This window comes from Mesonia maritima (genome assembly GCF_042433895.1).
GTDB classification, from domain to species: Bacteria; Bacteroidota; Bacteroidia; order Flavobacteriales; family Flavobacteriaceae; genus Mesonia; species Mesonia maritima.
In genome coordinates this window covers 1-20,810 of the sequence record NZ_JBHLUA010000015.1, presented here as the reverse complement: position 1 = coordinate 20,810, position 20,810 = coordinate 1, and the positions used below count along the sequence as shown (strand labels likewise).

The following is a 20,810-nucleotide window of genomic DNA, read 5'->3' as shown; positions in this document are numbered from 1 at the left end:
AAATACTATAAGTAGTCTTAACCGAGAGTTAAAATCTGGTAAATTTCAAAGCTTGAAGGAAGAAGAAATTAAGTCAAGATTTTTGACTGAATTTTTCGGTGATGTTTTAGGGTTTAATTACGGTAATTCTTTATTCTGGACCTTAAGAGAAGAAAAGAAATCAAAAACAGATGGGAAAAAAGTTGATGGAGCATTAGGCTATTTTTATAAAGACAAAATAAAAGATGATGTTAGAGCGGTAATTGAAATTAAAGATGCTAATACACATCTCGACAATAATCAGAAGAGAAAAGATTCAAGATCTCCCATAAATCAAGCTTTTGATTACGCGCTTACAATGGGTGAGAGTTGTAAATGGGTAATTGTATCAAATATTAAGGAAATAAGATTTTACTCCTCAAGATATAAAGGCAAATATCAAGTTTATTATTTAGAAGAGTTGGAAAATGAAGAAAAACTAAAAGAGCTTTTATATCTTTTTCACAAAGATAGATTTATAAGTCAGCAGACTAATTCTAAAGCAGATCAACTCTATAAAATACAATCATCAGAATTAAAAGAAAATGAAAACCCCAGACATATAGTCGATGAAATTTATACATCATTAACGAGATTTAAGGGATTGAATTATATAGATCCAGAATACATAGCATCTATTAAACCTTTTAATATTTTAAATGAATACGTTTGGCATTATTATAATGGCAAACTCCTTACACTTAATAATAATGTTTTCCAACTTTTTAACCATATAGATGTATTAGAAGGAAAAGTTAAACTTTCTGATGAGTTAATTCACGAATTGAAAGAAAGAAGGGTTATTGATTTTAAAGCCAAGATCATTAAATCATTGGAAATTTTAAATTATTGTGGAATATGGAAGATTAGCTGTGTAGAAGATTATAAAAGAATAATTATTAAAAAAAGTAATACGATTGGATTTTCTCATAAACATTTCTTTCCTTTTTCAGAAAAAGACGGTTTTACTAAAAATATTAATATTATAGAATTAAAAAATTGTGATTGTATTTCCTGCAATTTCAGAAGTCTTGATTTCGATCATCTTCTTAGAAAATTAAAACTAGCCACATATAATGAAAATGAAGAAACATTCGAATACGCCTATGGAAATTTTCTTGTAGCTACTGATAATAGTAAAAAAGCATTTAATATTTATAAAAGAATTTCTGAAAATATTAAAGGGAAGGAAGGTTCATTTGTCAAATATTTTTTAGCAAAATTAAATATCAAATATTTACATAATCTTGTGTGGGAAGATGAAAAACTCCAAGATAGTTTTCAAATAAAGGATGAAATTAGAAATTTAGATTTAAATAGAGTGTTATACGAGGAAATAGAATATAATATTAGTGATGAAGTTAGAAATTATTTAGTAAAAGTTAAGGAAGAAAAGTTGTTCCTTTCAGTTAAAAAGAAAGTAAATGAATTAGTTGACAGAATTATAGATATAAAAAAATATTTTGAAAGACAAAATAGAGGCTTTATAGGTTCACAGGGTTACCAAGAATTAGGTGATCAATATCTTAAATTACTAATGCACTTTCACAATAATAGAATAGTTTTCATTAGATTTTCTGAATATAAAGCTCTCTCAGCAAAGGTTTTTAAAGGATTTATTGAAAGTTATTTAACCAAAAATCAAGGTATTCCTTCCCTATCTTCTTTTTATTTAATAGAATTCATTTTAAGTGTTAGACCACCTGAATTCCAAAAAATAATAAATAAAGTTGATGTCTTAAAATTAGATGAAGGAGATGATAAAATTATTGTTAATCATATCTCTAATTTATTAAAGTCATATTTTGAAGATCCTGCTATTGCATTTGAACCATATAAAAATAGAGTTTTAGAAGAATATTTAATTGATATGAGTTTCAAAGAAGATTATACCTCTTTTGTAACGAATTCATTCACTCTATTAGCAAAAATGGAATTATCAAAAACATTATTTGCCTCCTTATCAAATATTATTATAAAATTCCTAAAAGTTGAGGATGACCTATCTTGGTATAATTTAAAAGAAGTCGGGCAATTAATATCATATAAGGGATACTTATTTTCAGAAGATCAATTTGTGGAACTGTTGAAGATAATAATTAATAAAGATAAAACCTATAACAATAAATATGAGCAATTGATTAAGGAAACGTCTCTAGCCTTATACAAATTCTATCCCTCAAAAAAAATTAGTAATAAAAACATTGTCAAAAAACTTGTAGCAAATACGGAAAGTGTTTCTAAATGGCGAAGTGTAATCTTTACATTAAAAATTTTAGATAAAGAGTGCTCCAAAATTTTGATGAAGGAGATCGAATATCTGTTTGAAAGTAAAATGGAATTTGTTCTATATGAAGACCTGTTAAGAAACAACTTTTACGATTATAGAAAAAAAGATTATTTTGAAAGATACATTGATTATATAAACCAAATGAAAAGAAAAGGATTTAAAGGTGAGTTTTATAATGGGAAACCCGTTTTTAATGATTATTATTATTTTCACTTTATTATTCTTCTAAATTTAATTGAAATTGACAGAAATTCCAAAGTTTTGAAAAAGTTAACTAATCTGTCTGAATATGAAAAGTGGTTATTAAATCCTAAAGAATTCAATTATTCCAATTTTGATGCAAAGTGGATATTAGCTGCTGATAACATATATATTTTAAAAAGTTTACAAAATATAAGTGATATAAGCATTGCTATAGAAATAGAATTAAGAAAAGAGTTCAATTCAAGATTATCCCAAATATATTATGAGTATTTTCAAGAATAAATATGAGTTTAATTTCATATTATTAAAATAATCAACTGATAGCTGTATCGAAATATGGTACAACAGGAAAACGGTTTCACTCCTTTTTGGGATATGAAACCCCCAGGCGTTTCCCTTACAAGAACTTCCATCTTTGCAAATCTGTCAGAGAGCAATCCAATATAAAAGTAGAGTATTTTTTCAGTAACGTTATATTGATTGTAACGTATGGCCATAGACAATAAAAATTAAAGTTGTGTTTTTTAAAAAATTCATTCTTCCTAGTCTATTTTGTCAAAATATATGTTGTGAATGGACTTATAAGATTTCCAATAGTTTTTGTCGGTCATTAGGTCTTGAATGATATCATCATATCCAAATTCATACGGGTATTCCTCAAGCAGATTTGTTCTATGTTTTGAGATATTGAGTTGCTACCTTTACTCGAACATAAAATTTAAGGCCTGTGTAGTAGAGGTTACCTTAGTGGGGTGTTAGTTTGTATTTCTTATTTCTTCTATTTTTTTAAAATATTTTCTATCTCTGTTTTGGACTTGGTATTTTCTTTTTTTTTATCCAAACCCTTGAGTTCTTTCTTCTTTTGTTCTATTTGATTATATGCAGCAATCACTAATTCTGAAAACATTTGTTTTATTGCTTCATTATTTCCTGAGTTAATCGTATTCTTAAAATCATTCAAAACATCAGGACGCTCGATTACATAGCCTACTATATATGGCGCATATTCTTCAATAATAAAATCATCAATTTCTTTAAAAAGAGGAGCTTTCAACAACTCATTTCGTGTCTGTTCGTCTATTTTAATTTCAGAATAGCTATTAATCAAATCCACTGCCCACCCTCTCATATTAGACTTATTGTCTGAGGGATTTTCTTTTAATATGTCAACAGCTAACTCAACATATCTAACTTGAATCTCAGACTCTTTTAATGCAGAAGAATACCAATTACCTATCAAGATAACTGCTAGTGGAACAAAAATACTTGCAATCATTACACTTATTGATTTAAGCTTTTCCCAAAAATCCTTTTTATTATTCATTGATTATCAGTCTTTTTTTAATTACATCCAACTTCAGTCTGTTTCAAAACTGCCTAATTAGTGGTTGAAAATAGTTATAATTTAGTTTCAAACCAAAAACGAGTGTTATCGGTTTTTTAACTCCCAAATTACCCGAACCTTTTTTTTAGATCGATATGTGTTAAAAGTACGCTTATCGTCTCTGTTAGATTCCTTGTAGAAATTTTTTTACTCCTATACTTATGTTAAATAAGCGCTTTAAATTATAGAAAAGTGCCATAATTTCCAAGTCTGCAGAGGCTACTTTCATTCCCTTTTGTTAATAAATAATATGGTCAAAACCCCATTGCCGCTTAATAGTCCCATAAGGATGCTCGACCAAAGCCTGCCTTTTTTTATAAAGGTTCTCTCCTTGTGAGACACGTTTGGCATTGGTTTGAATATGCTTGGTTAATTCTGATCACTAGATGATTTTTCCTTTTTTTTGCATTTCGTACACTTATTACAAATAGAAAATCGCTTGCGAGCTTTTGTTTTATATTGTTTAAACGTGTAGTTTCGGATGTAGATACCGCTCATCATGTTATTACCGGTATTAAAGCCTATTGTGCCGATGGAAAAGATAATCAACAGTTAATAAATATTGTCCGATGTGTTAAACGAAGACTATGGAAATCAACTCTATATTGGGGAAACTGTATAGCGGATACGGGCTATAGTAGCGGAGAGAATTATGATTTTTTAGAAAAATAAGGTCAAAAGCTTCATTCCTCCTCACGGCACTTATAAAGGAGTTTCTGAGAATTTCATTTATATTGAAAAAGGAACTTTAAGAGATAATTACTTTACCAAAAGAAGCGACTGTAAAGCTTGTCCTATAAAACAACAATGTATAGGAAAAAGTCACGAAAAACGTATTAGTATTACAGCCTATAGAAAACAACACCAACGCAACAATCAACGAATAAACAGCCCACAAGGCAATTATATGAAAGCCAAACGCCAAAGCACAGTAGAATCAGTGTTTTGAACATTAACCCAATTTATGGATTACGAAAAGTTAATACAATTGGGCTAAGACAAGCAGACAGATGTATGAATATGTCTGCCATTGCTTGTAATCTGAAAAAATATTTGAAATTTATTACAAATAAGGCTAAAAGCGGCTTATATTGATGAAGTATTTTTAAAATTTAGGGCTTGTGCAACGGCTACCGTTGTTATGTGCAGGCTTTATTCCGCTTCATTTTCATTGTTTTCTTGTTCTTCCTCGACTTCAATTCCATCTTTCGCTAAACTATCATAGTATAATTTAGTCAGTTCAGAAGTAAGTAAATCATCGTTAAGAATTTTAACTAATAAGTCTTTTGAAACACGAGTGTCCAAATTAAATTGAGTTCCGTCAGCACTATATCTCATTTTTCTTTTTGTAAAAGGATGATTTTTAGAAAATAAAATTATACTAGCGTTGGGAATATTTTGTTTGATAACTGGCGAATTCTTTGCAACTTTTGTTAACTTTCTAGCAAAACTTACATCAGTTACCAATTCTTCTAGACTTGCAATATTATGTACCAAACCCATTTGATTAATTACATCTAGACTTAATGTTGCTTCTCTTATTATTACATCGTGAAAACCAAAACTTTTTTCAATTGCATTTAAGTCAGTTATAATAATTTCATTAGAAACTCTTACAACTTGAAATTTTGAAGTAATCCTTAATAAATGGTCGTCAAATTTTTCAAATCTCTGATTTGCACGTTTTAAAATATGTCCACCTCTTCCAATTATTTCAATAGGCGATAATTTTTTATATAAACTTATTTCGTTTTCATCATCAGCTAAAACGACAATGAGAGATTTTATTGAAGTGAGATTATTATCATTGAAATTAAAGTTTTCTAAATTATCATTTCCAATGACATTTTCTAAAAGTTCCAATTCATCAGGAACTTCTAAATCATATTCATAAAAACACTTACCTCTTTCATCAGCGTCTGATAGTTGAAGAACTGAATAATCGTCCTTATCAATAACGTAGTAATTTAAGCCATCGATAAATATTTGTTTTAAAGCTGGTAAATCATCTCCTTTTATGTCAAGTTTCCTGGGTTCATCAATTCCATCAAGATTGGCATAAATTATAATTTGTAATTCTCCAACTGGGTCATTTATGAAGCCCAACGATTCGTTAAGTTCTGCTTTAGTCATTTGTGATTATTTTGGTTGCATAATAGATGCGTTCATCAAGTTTAAAGTACTTTATTCTGTCATCTACTGAAAGTGTGTTTTTAGTAATCAAAATCTTGCCATTTCTTTTTTCTCCATTTCTGAATTCTCCGGAAATTTTATAAATTCTAAACCCTAAAATTGCTAGAGTTGGATTAGCATAGAATAAATCCGTTCTTATGTAAATTAGTCCAATCACAAAAAGGATAACAATAAATGTAATTATGTATCTAAAATTTTCAAACTGAAAACATACAAGTGGAATAATGTAGGTTGTCAAAAATGTTAAATGTTCATAGTCAATATTTTCTAATTCCGTAATTTTAAAAGACAATTCTGGTGTGCCTTTCATTTGAAATCTAAAATCTAGAAACGCGATTAGGCCAATAATTAAAGCTACAAGGCAAAAAATAGGAATGATATTGCTTGTTGTTAATTGATAAAGCCCTATGAATTCACAATCGTCTGTAAAGCACATAGGAATTTTGGCTGTGATTACTATTATTAATAAGAATAGTAACCAAAGAGAGAGAAAGAAAAGCCCAATTTTTCTAATCATAAATGATTTTTGTTTTTATTTACTGTTGTTTCTTTAGCTTGCACATAACGTGATTGTATATGACAAGAAGCGTGAAGTTATGGGTTAATTTTCAATATCGCAACAAGCCAAAACTTTTGTATTTTGATTTTTATCTTTTCTTTTCAAAATGCCAAACCAAAAGATTTGGCTGTTTACCAAATATACTAAAATTTTAGGTTTAGAGAAGACGTAGCTATTTGTTATATACTTCTTAAGTTTGATTCTCATTAAATTTATAGTATAAATCAGAAAGAACAAAGAGAGGATTAAGGCTATGATATATGGTGAAGCGTTAGACTTCGGCAATATTGATAATCCCAGCTCTTTTCTATTTTAAATTTCGATCAGATCTATGAGGCTTGGACCTCGTTTTTAAGTTGGTGAAACTCAAGTAGTGTGTCCTATCGTTATTTGTTTTTCTATGAAAAAATATAGCACAATTTATGGAATTGACATCAGTAAAGATTTCTTTGATGTAGTTGCTTCTACTGGATTGCACTGTCAGTTCGCAAACACCTCGAAAGGTTTCAATTCTTTTGCAAAGACCCTTGAAAAGACATCACTTGTAGTAATGGAGGCGACGGGATATTATCATTACCGTTTAGCACAATATCTTTTTAATAAGGGCGTGACTGTATCAGTGGTAAACCTGTTATCCGTTAAGCGTTTTATCCACATGAAACTAAGTAAGGTAAAGACAGATAAGAGCGATGCCAAGGCAATTTGTGAATATAATATGGTGAACCAAGTGCCCCTTTATAATGCACTTACAGAGGTGCAAGCCGAATGCTTACTGCTTTTCAGGCTTTTAGGTAGTTATTTAAAAAAACGTACAGTAACTAAAAATAAGCTTCATGGAGAGAAAGTCTTAGGGATACCCTCTAAGCTTATGCATCAATCTCCCAAACGTAATTTAAAGCATTTAAACAAAGAAATAGAGGCGTTAAAATAGGTTGTTGGAATTGGTAAAACAAGATCAACAGCATCAGCTAACACTGCTAAAAGGAATCCCTGGTTTAGGTACTAAAACAGCGCTGTTTCTCATTATCATTACTGATGGTTTTCAAAAATTTGAAACAGCAGGGCAATTGTGTAGTTATGTGGGCATTACTCCAACAACAAGGCAATCGGGGAGCAGTGTAAGGGGGCGAAGAAGGATTTCAAAGGTTGGTAGTAAGAAACTAAGAAATCTCTTATTCTTATGTGCATTTTTAGCCTGCAAACACATTAAAGCTTGTCGAGAAGTTTATGAGCGTATCGTAGCTAAAAGGAAAAGTAAGAAACTGGCATTGATAGCAGTAGCTAACAAACTGTTAAAACAAGCATTTGCCATTGTAAAAAGTGGGTTACCCTATCTGGAAGAATATGTTTCGAAATTAAACTAAAAAGATTTGGTTTTTAACTCAGATCTTTGTTGGGCGTTCGTTATTTTATTTTAGGTTTCATTTCAATTGCTGTTGTGTATATTGTCAAGTCATCAATTGACTGAATTTTTTTAAATCCTTTTTCAAAATCTCTTAAACGTCCGTCAAAAACAACTAGAAAGCCAATTTTTGTAGATGTGTTTTTTAAATAATGTACTAGTTGGTCTTCTCCAGAAATTGCATAGTTTGACGAATAACCTGCGCCACCACATATTTTGAGTTCAACTACAATTTTCAATCCTCCTCTTAAAATAAGAAAAAGGTCTATTATACCTGCGCCAGCAATACTTTCTTGGAAAATTTCAATTGAATCTTTACCATATTTCATTTCAAGGGCATTAATTAAAAATTGCTTTCCTCTTTCTTCAGGCATACTATCCCATTTGTATTTACCTGAATCATTCTTCCAAAAATACATTCTGGATTTAGTAGAAATTGATTGTGAAAATTCTGCTAGGGTTGTTCTAAAAGAATTAATTGAAATAGGAATTTTTGTTTGGGGTTCTAACTTAGATTGTTCCAGCTTTATGTCTAAATCTTTTTTAAGACATTCATTGATATATTTAGAAATATCAACACCATCAAGTTCGTTAGAAACTTTTCTGAAGTAATTAAATGCTTGTTGATACTTTTCTAATTCAAAATAAGAACGTCCTAAGGCGTAAGATAATGTTGAGGATTCCCCCAATATGTCAATCCTTTTTCGAAAAAAATCACGTGATTTACTCCACATTTCGTTTTTCCACAAAATAGCACCACAATTTTGAATAGACTGGTAATGAAACGGGTTGTAATCGAGACTAAGCTCGTAGTTTTTAATTGCTTCTGGTACATTTTTTTGGTTCCTGTAAACTTCGGCTGTGGTAAAATAATATAATGAAAAATGAACATTGTAAAATTCCTTTTTATTTAATAATATTTTGGCTTTATCCAACCACTCAAGTTGTTTGTTAAATGAAGATTTATCCAAAACCGCATTGAATATATAAACAGAGAATTTAAACAGTTTGAATTCTGAATTTTCTATTTTTTCTAATAGTTCATTATCTATAATTCTCTTTTTATTCATATTATTCTGTATTTGAATTTGTAAATCAAATTCCTTATCAGAAATAGTTGGTGCTAGCAGTTTTATTTTGTTCGAATGATATAGTTTTCTTTCCGATTTATTCAATCTATCGCATAGCATTTCTGCTACTGAATGACTTGAATATAATTCATATTCATTGCCAATTAAATTAGCTCTCAATTCACAAGAAACTTCAATGCTTTCTAAAGCACTTTTAAATTGATTTAGAGTGAATAAATAACTAGCTTTTTTGTGGTGTAGTTCTGCTTTAAATTCTTTATCCAAAATATTTTCCGAATCGTAAAGCTCAATTGCATTGTCAATTAAAGTCAAAGCTGTTTCAGGGTTACTTTTTTCATAAAGATTGGAAACGTATACCATATCTTTTATGGAATCTTGTTTTTTTCCAGCTTCTAAAAATTTATCTGCAGATAAATTGTGATATTGAATAATGTCTTCTTTCGAAGCTGTTATTTTAGCAAGTCCTCTATAGGCGTAAGCTTTGTCAACAGCAGAAGAGTTGATGTTTTTAATAACATCTTTGTATATTTTATTAGCTACATTTATTTTACCATTTTGAGCTAGAGCATTTCCTTTGGACAATAGAACACTTTGTTTCATTTCTGGCTCAATAGAATTACCAAACTCAGATAAAAATGATTCTATTTCATTCTCAACTTTACCAAAATTAGCCTCTCTTGAAGCAACAGCAATTATAATTAACAAGAAATTTTTTCTCTGTTCCTTTTCTATTTTTATTTTGTCAAGTTTTAATAAGCTATCTAGAATTAATTCTTTTGAAAACTGTAAAGTCCATTTTTTGTTTTCAAGTAATTCGTATGCTTTAATGTGATTATCATTTTCTATATGTGAATTAAAGTCAGGTATCCAGTCAACAAAACCGCTTGAAAAAAGATTTTTTAAACTTCTAGAGATTTGTAAATTTATATCGTCAGTTATAGAGTCACTTTCGCCATCTGTGATTTTTCCAACAGTTTTTAAAGAGTTCAAGTCAATTTGAAACTGGATTGTTGTCTTTTTCTCACTCATATTGTTTTGAAATGTGATGTCTTAATGACGCCCAACGGTCTTCTTTACTTTACACCGCTATTAAACAGTTAGTTACATTTACTAAGGAACAAGAGGAGAACTAAAACGGTCTTTGGAATAGCAGTTCCATTATACGTATGAGTCCTCTTGTCTCTCTTAGGTTGCTTTAGGACCATTTGGAATACCAGGAATCTCTTCCTATTAAAGATGATAGTCATTGCAACATATATTAATCATTCCTTTTTAAAAAAGGACCAATATTTAAAAATATGAAAAATTACTTAGACGTGATTGGTATTGATGTATCAAAATTAACCATCGATGCGCATATTCACAAAAGAGCATTACACCGTGTTTTTTCTAATACTTTCAAGGGCTATAGGGACTTCTCTCTTGGGTGCAAGCGTATCTAGACAAGCAGACCTTTTTTTGTTTTGAAAATACAGGGCATTATTCTACAAACCTGAGTATTTATCTATCGGAAAACAATATCGATTACGTTGAAGAAACTCCGTTGGCCATCAAAAGATCTGTTGGTATTGTTAGAGGTAAAACCGATAGACTTGATTCAGCAATAATTGCCAGATATGCCTGGCTGCATAGAGACGAACTCAGCCTCAGTAGTCCAAAGGCCCAAAGTGTTCAAGAACAGGGAAGGCTACTATCCTATAGGGAACAGCTTGTAAGAGACCGTACCGGTAAAATGAACAGCCTTAAAGAAATTCAGTCCTTGCTAAGTAGCCCATCAACGGACAGCTGTTGTAAGATCATTAAAAAGAACATTCATTACCTTACAAAGCAAATAGAAGCACTTGAAGAACGTATCAACGAACTAGTGAAAGGTGATGAATCACTGGATAAAAATCATAAGCTTTTAACTACTTTAAAAGGCGTTGGTTTGATTCTTTCTTGCCAAATGTTGTATCACACGAATAACTTTAAACGATTTGAGAGTTGGCGGCAGTTTTCGAGTTATTGTGGTGTAGCACCTTTTGAACACAGTTCAGGGACGAGTATAAAGCGAAAAAACAGAATCCATTCTATAGGAGACAGGAAAATGAAAACCCTATTGACACTGGCCAGTGTAAGCGCTGTACAGTGCGACAAAGAATTAAAACAATATTATAAAAAGAAACTAGCGGAAGGAAAATCAAGAATGGTTGCTCTAAACAATGTTAGAAACAAGCTTTTATCAAGAGCCTTTGTAGTAGTAAAAAGAGGAACACCCTATGTAGAGATGCAAAGGTTTGTAGCTTAAAAAATAATCTTTAAATAATAGGAATTGATCTTGGAATACGTATATCTTTCAGTTCTGTGAGGTTAGACCTCGTTTTCAAGTTGTTGTGAATCAAGTAGTATGCTCTTTCATAAAATCAGTTCTTATGGATAAATATAAGGAAACTTTTGGAGTTGATATCAGTAAAGATGTTTTTGATGTCTATGGTAGTAGATGTGGTCATTCTCAATTTAAAAATAATCCTTCCGGTTTTAAGTTATTTGTTAAATCATTACCTAAAGACAGTCTTGTAGTAATGGAAGCTACGGGTTATTACCATTATCGACTCGCCCAGTTTCTTTACAAAAACGGTATACAGGTATCGGTGGTAAATCCTTTGTCAGTCAAACGTTTTATTCAAATGAAGCTCTCGAAAGTCAAGACCGATAAGAGCGATGCCAAGGCTATTTGTAATTATGGGTTGTCTAATGAAGTTTCGCTGTATAACGCTCTTAGTGATGTACAGGCGGAATGCTTTCAACTCTTTCGACTTCTGGATAGTTATCTAAAGAAACGAACAGCGACAAAGAATAAACTTCACGGGGAAGAAGTTTTGGGTGTTCCCTCAAAGTATGCTTATAGGTCTTTAAAGCGTGATCTCCAACATCTGGACTTGCAACAAAAAGTCGGACACTTTTTTCTGAGACCTATGCTACATTTTTAAATTGATAAAATTCTAATTCTACTTCGTAAGGGGTTTTATATCCCAAAAAGGAGTGTAACCGTTTCCTGTTGTACCATATTTCTATGTACTCAAAGATAGCGGTTTTAGCCTGCTCTATAGTTTTAAAATCCTCATCATAAACAAGTTCTACTTTCAAGGTTTTAAAGAAGGATTCAGCTACAGAGTTATCCCAACAATTACCTTTCCTGCTCATGGATTGTGTTACCAGAAGGTTAGATTTTATAAATGTTCTAAATACCTTTGAGGCGTATTGTATTCCTCGATCCGAGTGAAATATTAAACCCCTGTTTATCTTACGTTTACTTACAGCCATTTTCCATGCAGGAATAATGGTTTGCTTGGTGTGCAGGCTTGTACTTAATGACCAACCGATTACTTGCCTGTCAAATAAATCAATAATAGTTGTCAAATATAACCAGCCCTGATTGGTATGGATGTAAGTGATATCGCTAACCCAAACTTTATTTAACCTGTCTGGGGTAAAGTTTCTGTTGAGTAAATTTCTAAAAACAGGGTATTTGTGATTGGAGTCTGTGGTAGCCTTAAACTTCCTTTTATGTTTGCTTACCCAATTGTTCGCTTTCATAATTTTAGCCACTCTGCGTCTGGATATACAGTAACCTTTGCGCTTTAGTTGTTCCGCTATTCTTGTGGAGCCATAACGCTGTTTGCTCACTTCAAATTCTTTTTTTATTAAATCTGTAAACAGGCTATATTCCAAGGCCCGTTCTGATGGACCACCGGTGTACCACCTGTAAAAACTGCTCCTACTTACTTTAAAAACTTTGCACATCCTCTCGATGGGGTATAAATGTTTGTAGCTGGCTATAAACCCATAGACTTCCCATCGCTCTTGGAGAAGATGTGCACGGCCTTTTTTAATATCTCAAGTTCAAGCTCCTTTTCTTTAAGGGCTTTGCGTAACCTTTTAAGCTCTAGGGTATCATCGGGTATTGGTTTTTCAGGCTTAGGCAATCTAGCTGTTTTGGCTGCTTTGCGCCATTTGTATATCCTTTGGACTTCTATGCCCAGTTCGTCTGCTAGTTCCTTTATGTTCGAACGCTGGTAGCTTAACCGAACTGCTTGTTCCTTTAATTCCGGACTGTAATATCGTTTTTTCATGTTTCTAAGATATTTGTTTTCTAACAAGCGGTCTTAAATTTTATGTCCGAGTAAAGGTAGCAAGTCCAACATCTGGATAAAGAGATCAAGGGAATTGAAGGTCGCTTACTGGAGCTTATCAAACAGGAGCAGCAACAGCAATTAACATTGCTAAGGAGTATCCCTGGGATTGGTATCAAAACCGCCTTGTTTTTAGTTGTAATTACAGATGGGTTTACCAAATTTGAGAGGGCTTCTCAGCTGTGTAGTTACGTAGGAATCACCCCCACGATACGAGAATCAGGAAGTAGTGTAAGAGGTAGAAGCAGGATTAGTAAAGTGGGAAACAAAAAGCTCCGGAATCTGTTGTTTTTATGTGCGTTCAATGCGTGTAAGCACAATAAGGGTTGCAGGGAAATCTATGAGCGAATTGTGGCAAAGGGTAAAAGTAAGAAACTGGCGTTGATCGCAGTGGCCAATAAGCTTTTAAAGCAGGCCTTTGCGATAGCTAAATCAGGGTTGCCTTATGATGAAAACCACATGTCTGTTTTAACCAGCAGATAGTTTTAAAATAAGGAGAAGAATGCGGTACTAAGGTTGAAAAATAAAAATTTTAGTACAAGCTAAATATGCTTGAAAATTAATGAAGAAAAGTGTTGCTTTTTACCTCAGTTCTTTGTTGTGCGTTCGTTTTTTCTTTTCCGTTAAGTTTATCCAATGTGTTTAAAAGCCAATTTTCACTAACTTTTTTTGATTGTTTATTTTCTAGTATTTTTTTCTCTAAAATCGGTACGAAACTTTTGTCATTTAAATATTCGATAGATTCCAAAATGAGCGAACCATATTCATCAAGGTGTTTAAGTTCCGTTTTTAGAATTTCTTTTATTCGATAGTCTTTTCTTTGGGCTAAACCAGAAATAGCTTCAAATCTTGTTTCTTCATCCTTATCCGAAATTCTATCCCATAAAGCGATTCTTATTTTCTCATTATCTGTCTCAATTTGACTTCCAATTCCAAAAGTTGCCCAATCTCTGATATCAGAGTCTCGGTCGTTTGATAATTTTATTAATGTATCTATTGCTTTATCCTTTTCTATTGTGCAAAGCGCTGATACTAAACTGTGTTTTACATAAACACTTTTGTGATTACGAAATGAACAAAGAAATTCAACTTGTCTATTTGTTAGTTCTTCATTATTATGTCCAATTCCGTAAAGTATTGAACTTATAACTTTTTTATCAGATTCTGATTTTAATAACTCAAAGAACAAATTAATAATTTCTTTTTTGTGGCGTCTTGGAAAACCAAATTGTGCTAAGACATCTGTTCCTATCATTCTTTCTTGAGCAGATTTTGATTTAGTCAATAAAACACTCTTTTTAAAAATTTCGTCAGTTTTTCGTTTTCTTAATTCACTAACATATTTCCAATAGTTTTCCTTTGACTTATTTGTCAAAAGTCTTTCATAAATCTTTTCAGTTTTGTAGTTAGTTAATTTGTTCACTGGTGTTTTTCAAATGACGCACAACGGGTTTGGCTATGGTTTCGTTGCGGGAAAACTCGCTAGGATTATCCCTTTAAACCGAAGATAGCAAATTTATGTAGAATTTTCGGTCGAAAATTCCGTAGCAATGAACTATAGCCGTTGTTGTGCGTAGTTATTTTATTTCTCTTATTTTTTTTTGGTTAATCTGGCCTTTATATATTTCTTTTAATTTTTTGTTATCTAAATTTATGCTTGTGATTTTTGAAAGATATTTTATTCTATCCCAATTAACTGTAGAGCTAATATTCGAAAGTCTTTCAATTAGAAAAAATGCTTCCTCATTTGATGGTGTTTTTAATTCTCCGAAAAAATATTTAGAGGCTTGTGAAATACCTAAAATTCCTCTCTCAAATCTAACAGAAGAAATATATATTTTTAAAATCTCATCTTTTTTGAATTGTTGGTTTAACCAAAAGGATAGAAGAATTTCAATTATCTTCCTTCGATATTTATTTTGATTCGCCGGAATAAATAAGGTTCTGGCTAATTGCATTGTAATTGTAGATCCGCCGTTTGAAATCAGATTATATTTTTTTCTAAATATCGAAAATCTACTTAAAGCTCCTCTAATTATTGACTTAAAAGAAATACCTTTATTTGTATAAAAATCTTTATCCTCAATATCAACTAATATTTCTTTTAAATTTTTGATGCTAATATTTAAACGCTCAAGTTCAATGTAAGATAGCTTTGCTCTGTAAAGTATAAATTCAAAGTTAGATAGTAATTTAACTCTAAGTATAAAGGAAATCTTTTTTACAAAACTTAAATATAGACTTTCGTGACGATCATAAAGATTTTTTCTAAAAACTATTATGTACACAAGTGAAAAAAATAAATTCCCTAGCCACCAATTTATTTGAAAGTTTCCATTTAATATTTCTAAATTATAATTTGATTGGTTTTTTGTTGCTAACCACCAAATAGAGTTTATTGTAATAGTAAGTAACCAAAAAGGCATACTCCTAAAATTAAGCCATCCATTAAAATATTTAATGACGAAAGGATTACTTGCTCCTTCAACTCTCCAATTTGGTAAGGTTAATTCAATTGAGCCATAATCAAGACCTAACATTTTCCTTAATGTAACTGCTTTTCTTGCATTTATTGTGATTTGTTTTTGTAAATCAACGAAATAACGTAGTAATATTGCTCCAAACAGGAATAGGACGATAATTACAAATATTGAATTTTGAAAACTCAAATTCATTTCGTCTACTTTTTTGAATAGAAAAGTAAATCCAAATGTAGATACAGCTAATAAAATATTAGTTACTTGTCCGTAAACTTTAGTTTGTCCATTAGCTATTTTTTGAGCTTCTTCGAACTCAATTAATAAAATATCACGGTTTTCAGAATTATAAGTTGGGTAATATTGTTCCTTATTCTCAGATTTCAATTTTTTGTTTTAATGTATTTCGTTTTTATAATTACGCACAACGTGATTGTATATGACAAGTAGCGTAAAATTATGGATTAATTTTCAATCTCGTCACAAGCCAAAACTTTTGCATTTTGATTTTATCTTTATTTTTCTAAAAGCCAAATCAAAAGATTTGGCGACTAACCAAATATACCGAAATTTTCGATTTAGAAAAGACCTAGCTATTTGTTATATACGCTGTTGTGGCACGTTTTTTTTCAATTTTTATTCTTTTTAGTAATTTTATTTGGTAATGGATTAATATTTTATATAGGCTTTAAACAAGCTTCGGTTATTGTTTTTTGCTGCTTATTTATACAATTTAATAGAAATTAAGTCATTTTTGAACTCTTTATTTTTTTCGAGTAATTGTAAATATTGAAATTTTTAAAGGACATTTTTTTAAAGTTTTACTTTTAGATAATAACCTATTAATTCTCTTTTTAACTTCAATTTTATTTATTTTTTCAATTTCGTTATAATCTAATTGACTTGTTAAACTACGGACTACACTTCTAATTGTTGGTTCAATTATCATAGAGTTTAGTTCATCTTTTGACTCTACCATACAATCTTGATTTGTATTTTGTTTAAATTCTACTGTGTATGAAACATTGAAATATATAAGATTATCTTTTATGTTAAGAGCCTTTATTTCCATAGCTGAAACAAATTCTCCTCCAGATTCATTTTTTGTTTTGCAATTTAAGAATAGTAGTATTATAAATAGAGATATAATTTTTTTCACTTGGTTAGGTTTTAAATGTGCTACAACGGTTTTGTATATGAAAAGTTGCGTATAAATAAACGGAAACTTTTCGGTTTAGTACTGACATTTAAAATACAAAAACCTCTTTGAATTAAGCACTTACAAGCAATTTTTTATATACGTTGTTGTACACTGGCTTTAACTCAAAATATAAATTAATGAAAAAATTGAAATAAAAATCCACAATATCAGTGCTAACACAATAGGTTTCATTCCAGTAGATTTCAAATCTTTTATAGAAATGGTTGAGCCTACTAAAAACAAAGTTATTATTAATAAACGTTTAGCCATCAATACAATAAAGTTAGTAGCTGTTTCAGGTAAAATATGGTAGCTATTAATTATTATTGCAATAATAAATAAAACTATAAAGTAAGGGATTTTTATTCTTTCTCCCTTTGTTTTGAATAAAAACATTGAAAAAATGGATAAAGGGATAATCCACAAAGTTCTAGATAGTTTTACTGTTGTTGCAATTCTCAATGCTTCGTCTCCATAACCTAGTGCAGCTCCAACTACTGAACTTGTATCGTGTATAGCAATTGCACACCATAAACCGAATTGTTCTTGCGTTAAATTTAAAAAATGTCCAATTGCTGGAAACACGAACAACGCAATAGAATTTAGTAGAAAAACAATACCTAAAGCAATACTTATCGTTTTGCTTTTAGCTTTAATAACTGGAGAAATTGCAGCAATGGCACTTCCGCCACAAATTGCTGTTCCAGAAGTGATTAGATGACCTAGTTTTAAATCTAATTTTAGAAGTCTTGTTATTAGCAAACCTAGCGTTACAGTTAAAAGTATTGAAAAAATAGTTAAACTTAATCCCTCTTTACTTGTTTCTAAAGTTTCTTTAATAAACATTCCAAATCCTAACCCAACAACCGAAATTTTTAAAAAATAATGGATTGCTTTATGGCTGGATTCTTTAAACGGATTATTGAAAATAATGGTATATACAAAACCAAGTAACAATGCTGTGGGACTGTTTATTACACCTAAAAGTGCAATAATAATTATAAGGAAGTAAACAGTTTTGGAAAATATATCTTTCATATCATTTCGTGTTATTTGATACAAAAGTAGATCGAATTAATAACTTATAAGCAAATTAATTTGTTATCATAGATAACTAAAGGTTATGATTAAGTCGAATAAATTTTTCAAATTTTTCCAAAGAACTTGAAAGGTAACCTGTTCTTTTTACAAAATAAAACCATCTTTCAATACTCAAGCCTTGTATGTCAATTACCTTGAGGTTGTTATTTATTAAATCATCATTAATAGCATTGATTGAAAGAAGTGCAAAATCGTTAGAGTTGTTTAAATAATTTTTAATAGCTTCTGTACTGTTCAATGTTACTACACAATTTAGTTTTGAGATTTTATTTTCAACTAAAAAACTGTCTATTACTTCTCTAGTTCCAGAGCCTTTTTCACGTTCAATTATGGGAATTTTTTGTAGCGTTTTTATATCAATACTTCCTTTTTTAAATGAAGAATTATTAATATTTGTTATTAAAACAATTTCGTCCTTTATAAATTTTTCAAAATGTAGTTTTGGGTTAGAAAAATTCCCTTCTGTAATTCCAAAATCGATTTCCTCATTTAAAATTAAATTTTCAATATTTTCTGAATTATCACTAATTATATCAAACTTTGTTTGAGGGAATTGCATTCTAAACTTCGCAATTACTTTAGGGATGACATAATTGGATAAGGTTGTACTTACTCCAAAATTTATTAATTCTGGAAAGGTTTCATTTTTATGTAGAAATTGCTCATCCATTTCAGAATAGATAGCTAATATTTTATTTACATATATGAGGAACGATTTTCCTTCTATTGTTAATTCAATGGAGTTCCTTTTTCTAACAAAAAATGTTGTTTCGTATTCTTGTTCTAAATTTTTAATTGCTTTGGATATGGCAGGTTGTGAAATATATAATTGCTCGGCAGCTTTTGTGAAACTTAAGTGTTTAGCAACAGTTTTGAATATGTGTAACTTTGTTTTCATTAGCTTGTGTACAACGGTCTCGTATAACCGTCAGTTACGGGTTTATATACGTTAATTTTCGGTTTAGAACTGACGTTAGCAATTCCGAGTGGATTCGGACGTAGTCGAATCCGCCGTAATTGCGGTTATACATTGTTGTACCCAGTTTTTTATTCAGTCATTGTATATCCAGCTCTTGTTTTTATTTTTTTAGTCTTAAACATAAAAGAAATTCCATTAATGTTCAAATCGGTTAGTTCGTCTAGACTTTTATAATCTGTGAAAATTTGACAAGCTACTGCCTTAAAATCAAATCGATTATCAACAGGATTAAAAAACAATTGAATTCCGCCATCGTAAGTGTTTTCAACTAATTCAACATTGGGAAACAATTCAGTCAGGAAATTCAGTTTCAAATTCAGTTTTTCTCCGCTAAATGCTAAATATGTAATAGGTTTGTCGGTTTCAGTTTCCTCTAGGTCTGGATTTATAGCAATGTAATTCAGGTTCGCATTTTTTGGAATTAAAAATTTCGAGCCACGCTCATCTCTTTTGTATTTTTTATTTTCAGAACCTAAAAATTCAGAAATAGCTCTTGTCGATTGAGAATTACCATTTGATAAGAATTCGGTTATTAAATTTAACCATTCTTTAGATGTCGTAGTGTTTAATCTTTTGGTTTCAGTCACGATTTTCTCAAATTGGGTACAACGTGTTTGTATATTAAAAGTAACGTTTTGATTTTGAGTTACTTTCGGTTATTTACGTTGTGTTTTGTGATAAACTTTAATTTTCGGGCTATCACTTACCGAGTTATTTTTTATATACGTTGTTGTGTGTAGGTTTTTATTTTGTTTATATTTACTGACGTTAAAACTAATCAAAAACTTTTAATTTATGGATTACTGTCAAAAATTGTCAGAATTATTTAAAATCTTGTTAGATAAGGATTCTAATTTAGATCAGAAAATTATAGCTAAAAATCAAATATTAGAAATATGCAAACATATTCCAGATGTACCTCAAGATATATTATCAATTATGATTAAAGGCTATTCAGACGATATTGATACATATTTAAATAGTCCAACCTATAGTAAAAATTCTATGGAGCAATTAAGAACTTCATTGAAGTTAAAATTTGGTTGTCCAGACGTGAAGACCATAAAGCGGTAGAATAACCCTCTATATAAGGGTCTTTACTTTTAGTTTCAAATTTTATCATCTCCTCCTTTTCAACGGCTTGTAATAGTAAAACTTCTTTAAAAGTAAGGTTTGCTATGAACTTTCCGTGTTTAATATCATTGGTTGCTAATTCTAATTTCTTTTTATATAAGTTTCTTATATCGTCTGAAATATTATCAATATCAATTCCTATATCTTTTAAGTACTTTTTTCTGTTTACATTGTCGGTTAATATTGGTTTTTCCATCATAAGTTTTTGTTTTTTAACTTACACACAACAGGTTATATCATAACAAATATATCTGTTTATAATATATTATTCCGGGATAACAGAACTTTTTTGTTATTTTTACAAAACAAAGAATTAAATATTTTCAACTAATTTAATATAAGTACTCATAAGAATTCTATCAAATAAAAATAATTAATTTCAGCAATACGTATCATCTTTAGTTTTGCTATTATTTGATCTTTTAAAAATTTGATTAATCACCTCTATTATAATTTTAAATTCAGATATTATCAAACGGCTCTTTCCTTATTTCATCCTCTTGTTTTTTTTATTAAAAAAGTCATAAGCTGTTTATACTTATTAATTCAGTTTTAGCTATTTTTTATTAGATCCTGTGAAAGATATATTTAGGTTTTTGTATTAT

Annotated in this window: 14 protein-coding genes and 4 pseudogenes; 6 read left to right on the top strand and 12 right to left on the bottom strand. The window is 30.3% G+C overall.

Annotation, left to right across the window (positions count from 1 at the left end; all coding sequences use genetic code 11):
* Positions 1 to 52 precede the first annotated feature (52 nt).
* Positions 53 to 2,794 (top strand): hypothetical protein, encoded by a 2,742-nt coding sequence (locus ACFFGL_RS12165; RefSeq protein ID WP_309727529.1) that lies wholly within the window; start codon positions 53 to 55, stop codon positions 2,792 to 2,794.
* 496 nt (positions 2,795 to 3,290) lie between these two features.
* On the opposite strand, the gene ACFFGL_RS12160 is transcribed toward ACFFGL_RS12165, so the two are convergent.
* A complete protein-coding gene (locus ACFFGL_RS12160; RefSeq protein ID WP_309727528.1) occupies positions 3,291 to 3,836 on the bottom strand; it encodes a hypothetical protein in 546 nt (181 codons plus the stop codon).
* A 543-nt stretch (positions 3,837 to 4,379) separates the two neighbouring features.
* On the opposite strand from ACFFGL_RS12160, the pseudogene ACFFGL_RS14835 reads away from it, so the two are divergent.
* Positions 4,380 to 4,985, top strand: a pseudogene (locus ACFFGL_RS14835) (transposase); the annotation flags it as partial.
* 63 nt (positions 4,986 to 5,048) lie between these two features.
* On the opposite strand, the gene kwaB reads toward ACFFGL_RS14835, so the two are convergent.
* Both kwaB and kwaA read right to left on the bottom strand, forming a co-directional pair.
* Positions 5,049 to 6,029, bottom strand: coding sequence for an anti-phage protein KwaB (kwaB, locus tag ACFFGL_RS12150; RefSeq protein WP_309727527.1), 981 nt, complete (start codon positions 6,027 to 6,029; stop codon positions 5,049 to 5,051).
* Complete coding sequence (gene kwaA / locus ACFFGL_RS12145) at positions 6,022 to 6,606, bottom strand: anti-phage protein KwaA (protein WP_309727526.1); 585 nt, start codon at positions 6,604 to 6,606, stop codon at positions 6,022 to 6,024. Before kwaA ends, kwaB begins: the two co-directional genes overlap by 8 nt.
* Before the next feature lie 442 nt (positions 6,607 to 7,048).
* Between kwaA and ACFFGL_RS12140 the strand changes: the two are divergent.
* A pseudogene (locus tag ACFFGL_RS12140) lies at positions 7,049 to 8,012 on the top strand (IS110 family RNA-guided transposase).
* 40 nt (positions 8,013 to 8,052) lie between these two features.
* On the opposite strand, the gene ACFFGL_RS12135 reads toward ACFFGL_RS12140, so the two are convergent.
* Positions 8,053 to 10,170, bottom strand: a complete 2,118-nt coding sequence (locus ACFFGL_RS12135) for a tetratricopeptide repeat protein (protein WP_309727525.1) — start codon at positions 10,168 to 10,170, stop codon at positions 8,053 to 8,055.
* 397 nt (positions 10,171 to 10,567) lie between these two features.
* Between ACFFGL_RS12135 and ACFFGL_RS12130 the strand changes: the two genes are divergently transcribed.
* Positions 10,568 to 11,428, top strand: a complete 861-nt coding sequence (locus ACFFGL_RS12130; protein WP_309727524.1) for an IS110 family RNA-guided transposase — start codon at positions 10,568 to 10,570, stop codon at positions 11,426 to 11,428.
* Positions 11,429 to 11,552: 124 nt separating this feature from the next.
* Positions 11,553 to 12,071: pseudogene (locus tag ACFFGL_RS12125) on the top strand (IS110 family transposase); the annotation flags it as partial.
* A gap of 22 nt (positions 12,072 to 12,093) precedes the next feature.
* Here ACFFGL_RS12125 and ACFFGL_RS12120 read toward each other — a convergent pair.
* Positions 12,094 to 13,253 (bottom strand): IS3 family transposase gene (locus tag ACFFGL_RS12120; protein WP_309727605.1). Its coding sequence is split into 2 segments (ribosomal slippage): positions 12,094 to 13,013 and positions 13,013 to 13,253, totalling 1,161 coding nucleotides; the frame shifts between segments, so codons are not numbered across the junction.
* 66 nt (positions 13,254 to 13,319) lie between these two features.
* Here ACFFGL_RS12120 and ACFFGL_RS12115 point away from each other — a divergent pair.
* Positions 13,320 to 13,796: pseudogene (locus ACFFGL_RS12115) on the top strand (IS110 family transposase); the annotation flags it as partial.
* Between the two features lie 76 nt (positions 13,797 to 13,872).
* On the opposite strand, the gene ACFFGL_RS12110 reads toward ACFFGL_RS12115, so the two are convergent.
* The 7 genes from ACFFGL_RS12110 to ACFFGL_RS12080 all read right to left on the bottom strand — a co-directional run bounded on the left by ACFFGL_RS12110 (position 13,873) and on the right by ACFFGL_RS12080 (position 20,401).
* Entirely contained in the window at positions 13,873 to 14,736 is an 864-nt protein-coding gene (locus tag ACFFGL_RS12110) for a HEAT repeat domain-containing protein (RefSeq protein ID WP_309727522.1), read from the bottom strand.
* Between the two features lie 154 nt (positions 14,737 to 14,890).
* A complete protein-coding gene (locus ACFFGL_RS12105) occupies positions 14,891 to 16,177 on the bottom strand; it encodes a biosynthetic peptidoglycan transglycosylase (RefSeq protein ID WP_309727521.1) in 1,287 nt (428 codons plus the stop codon).
* Between the two features lie 376 nt (positions 16,178 to 16,553).
* A complete protein-coding gene (locus ACFFGL_RS12100; RefSeq protein WP_309727520.1) occupies positions 16,554 to 16,949 on the bottom strand; it encodes a hypothetical protein in 396 nt (131 codons plus the stop codon).
* A 159-nt stretch (positions 16,950 to 17,108) separates the two neighbouring features.
* On the bottom strand, positions 17,109 to 18,029 hold the full coding sequence (locus ACFFGL_RS12095; protein WP_072783544.1) for a YeiH family protein: 921 nt from the start codon (positions 18,027 to 18,029) through the stop codon (positions 17,109 to 17,111).
* Between the two features lie 76 nt (positions 18,030 to 18,105).
* Positions 18,106 to 18,990: a LysR family transcriptional regulator gene (locus tag ACFFGL_RS12090; protein WP_072783546.1), complete on the bottom strand. Its 885-nt coding sequence runs from the start codon at positions 18,988 to 18,990 to the stop codon at positions 18,106 to 18,108.
* A 149-nt stretch (positions 18,991 to 19,139) separates the two neighbouring features.
* Positions 19,140 to 19,658: a hypothetical protein gene (locus ACFFGL_RS12085; protein ID WP_309727519.1), complete on the bottom strand. Its 519-nt coding sequence runs from the start codon at positions 19,656 to 19,658 to the stop codon at positions 19,140 to 19,142.
* 416 nt (positions 19,659 to 20,074) lie between these two features.
* On the bottom strand, positions 20,075 to 20,401 hold the full coding sequence (locus tag ACFFGL_RS12080; RefSeq protein ID WP_309727518.1) for a hypothetical protein: 327 nt from the start codon (positions 20,399 to 20,401) through the stop codon (positions 20,075 to 20,077).
* Positions 20,402 to 20,810 lie beyond the last annotated feature (409 nt).